Annotated in this window: 1 protein-coding gene; it reads right to left on the reverse strand. The window is 27.6% G+C overall.

What is annotated here, in order from left to right; translation table 11 throughout:
• Positions 1 to 102 precede the first annotated feature (102 nt).
• A partial coding sequence (locus tag H4O21_RS28065; protein ID WP_220495848.1) for a hypothetical protein occupies positions 103 to 497 on the reverse strand: 395 nt, incomplete at its 5' end.

Here is a 497-nt window from a genome sequence, read left to right on the forward strand (position 1 = left end):
TATTGTAATCGTTATTCATTACATTACTTTTATGATGAAAGATAATTACTTTTTATTAAAAAACTGCTTAGATATTACTGCTCTATTAAAAGTTTTAAGCTATTAATCTGTTTCTTCCTCTACACTAATAAGGTTGTCATCCGGTATTCTATCAATCATTTTGTTATAAGGATCAATTCCTGCTTTTACAGGTAATTTATCCGTAGTAAATGTAAATGTAGATTCTCCTGGTTTCACCCATATTTTTTTAATAAAGAGCGGAGATTTAATAGTCATTCCGTTGCTGTTTTTGATATCGTTATCAAAAATCCCAATATCTAATAAATTTGGTTTTTCACTTGTTTTTAGAAGCTTTCCTAGACCATCAAAATATTCCTTTGAGCTTTCAACTGTTATAGTAACTTTGTATTTGTCATCTGCCAGCTTTTTGTAAGATGCTTTAGAGATTTTATTGGAGTAAAGTGTTATTTTTTCAAAACTATCTTCTAAATAATATT

Origin of the sequence: Oceanospirillum sediminis, from assembly GCF_014164585.1 — a bacterium.
Classification (GTDB): domain Bacteria; phylum Pseudomonadota; class Gammaproteobacteria; order Pseudomonadales; family Halomonadaceae; genus Oceanospirillum; species Oceanospirillum sediminis.